Source organism: Nocardioides sp. CF8 (assembly GCF_000389985.1).
Classification (GTDB): domain Bacteria; phylum Actinomycetota; class Actinomycetes; order Propionibacteriales; family Nocardioidaceae; genus Nocardioides; species Nocardioides allogilvus.
In genome coordinates this window covers 4,182,648-4,184,898 of record NZ_CM001852.1, presented here as the reverse complement: position 1 = coordinate 4,184,898, position 2,251 = coordinate 4,182,648, and the positions used below count along the sequence as shown (strand labels likewise).

Annotated in this window: 2 protein-coding genes; both read left to right on the top strand. The window is 66.9% G+C overall.

All coding sequences use genetic code 11. The features are described from left to right. Nucleotides 1-608: CoxG family protein (locus CF8_RS22770; protein ID WP_036491680.1), on the top strand; the 608-nt coding region annotated here is incomplete at its 5' end. A 30-nt stretch (nt 609-638) separates the two neighbouring features. Further along, complete coding sequence (locus CF8_RS20330) at nt 639-1,940, top strand: benzoate/H(+) symporter BenE family transporter (RefSeq protein ID WP_051204295.1); 1,302 nt, start codon at nt 639-641, stop codon at nt 1,938-1,940. The last annotated feature ends 311 nt before the right edge of the window (nt 1,941-2,251 follow it).

The following is a 2,251-nucleotide window of genomic DNA, read 5'->3' as shown; positions in this document are numbered from 1 at the left end:
CCGCCGCTCCCGAGCAGGACCAGCCGCAGGAGATCACCCTGCCCAGCGGGGAACCCACCATCGCCATCGACCTCACCAGTTCCTTGGAGTCGTCCCTGTCCGACGTGGGCAAGGTTTTCGACGACGTACGTCTGCTGGCCCGCTGCCTTCCCGGAGCCGAGCTCACCGACGAGCTCGGGCAGGGGTGGTACCGCGGCCGGGCACGGGTGGCGCTGGGCCCAATCCGGCTGTCGTTCACCAGCATCGCCCACCTGCTTGTGCACGAGTCCGACCGGATGCACGTGCTTGCCCAGGGCAGCGACGCCAGCGGAGGGCGGGCACAGGCTGAGATCCAGCTGTCCGCGTACCCGGACGGAGACGGGACCCGCCTGGAGGCGCGGGCACGCGTCTTCCTGGTGGGGCGCATCGCCGGCTTCGGCCGCTCGCTCGCCGGCGACGTGAGCCGTCGCATGTTCGAAGACTTCGCGACGGCGCTCGACCAGGCCGCCCGGGGCGAGGTCCCAGTCGAGGCCAAGGCCCCCAGCCTCTTCCGCCTCCTGCTCGACACCGTTCGCGATCGTCACCGCCGGGCTCGGGAGAACCGCCGCCGACGCCGGTCCGGAAACTAGCCCTGTCCATCCATCCCGAATTGAGGCAACATGTCCAGCACCTCACCCCCCACCGACGACACCACGCCAAGACCCGAAGGTAAAGGCCGTCTGATCGAGAGCGGTCCAGGGTTCGCCAGCGGACTCAGGGATCTGCCCAGACACCTCAATGTCGCCACTGTCGGAGCTGGTCTGGTGGCCGCCATCTTCGGCTGCACCGGTCCGGCCCTCATCATCATTAACGGTGGCAGCGAAGCCGGACTGTCGGCGGACCTCATCACCTCATGGATCTTCGGCATCTACGTGTTCGGTGGGGTCATCTCCTTGGTGCTCGCCCTGTACTACAAGATTCCAGTCACCGGTGCGTGGAGTATCCCGGGTGCAGTGCTGGTCGTGGGTGCCCTCGCGACGTTCGAGTTCAGTGACATGGTGGGTGCTTTCCTCGTCGCCGGAGTCATGGTCTTCCTGCTGGGGGTGACGGGCTTGATGCGCCGGGTGGCTTCGTGGCTTCCGGTTCCCATCGTGATGGCGATGATCGCCGGTGCCCTCATCCGGTTCGGCATCGGCGTGGTGGATGCCGGGCTCAGCGCTCCCGCCATCGTCGGGGCCGCCGTGATCGGGTTCCTCCTGCTCTCGCGATTCGTCAAGTCGGTGCCGGGTGCCGTCGGTGCACTGCTGCTGGGAACCGCCGCTGCTGCGGTCACCGGCGCCTTCAACGACTCGGCTGCGGGTCTCGGGATGACCGCGCCCACGCTCATGGCACCCACCTTCGACCTCAACGCGATCCTGGCGGTCTCGGTGCCCCTTGCCGTGCTGGTGATCGGGGCCGAGAACGCACAGGCCACCGGTGTGCTCATGGCGGAGAAGTATCGACCGCCGGTGAACTCGATGACCCTCATCAGCGGCGTGGGGGGCATCCTGGCCAGTGTGTTCGGCGGCCACAACGCCAACATCGCCGGACCGATGACCGCGATCTGCTCCTCGGAGCAGGCCGGAGAGGATCGGTCAGGACGGTACGCCGCAACCGTCGTCAACGGCATCCTCTTCATCGCCTTCGGAATTGCCGCAGGCGCGGCCGTTGCTGCGGTGACCATGCTCCCCGGCGAGCTGATCGCCGCGGTCGCCGGTCTGGCCATGATCGGCGTACTTCTGTCGGCGTTCAGCGGAGCCTTCGCGGGTAGCCGCTTCCAGGTCGGCGCGCTTGCCGCCTTGGTAATCGCCATGAGTGGTGTCACGGTGCTCAACATCTCAAGCCCGTTCTGGGCGCTGGTGGGCGGCGTGCTCATTTCGCTTGCGATCGAGCCGAAGGACTTCAAGGCGGACGGGACGACGCAGGACGGCCAGACGGCTTGAGCCTCGGCTCCGAGCTGGCGCGGTGCTCACCGAGCACGTAGTTCCCGAGCACTGTCCCGCGTAGTCCTGACGGCTGTGGCATCTCGACGGACTGGCCCGCGAGCAGCGCAACGCCGTACCTCGCGGCGTGGGACCCGGACTAATCGTTCACCGACTGGATTTACGGCCGTTCACGCAACGTCCGACACTTCGAGCCACTCGGAGTGCCAGTCCTCGATCCGTGGGACACACTGATGCCCGACGACTGACCACGAGCCCTGACATCCAAGGTTTCTTTTAGCGATCCCTCACCGGCAACCGGTCGTCACCCG

Excerpts from the sequence above, each read along its gene's own strand:
- CF8_RS20330 (WP_051204295.1), top strand. The coding sequence starts at position 639 with ATGTCCAGCACCTCACCCCCCACCGACGACACCACGCCAAGACCCGAA.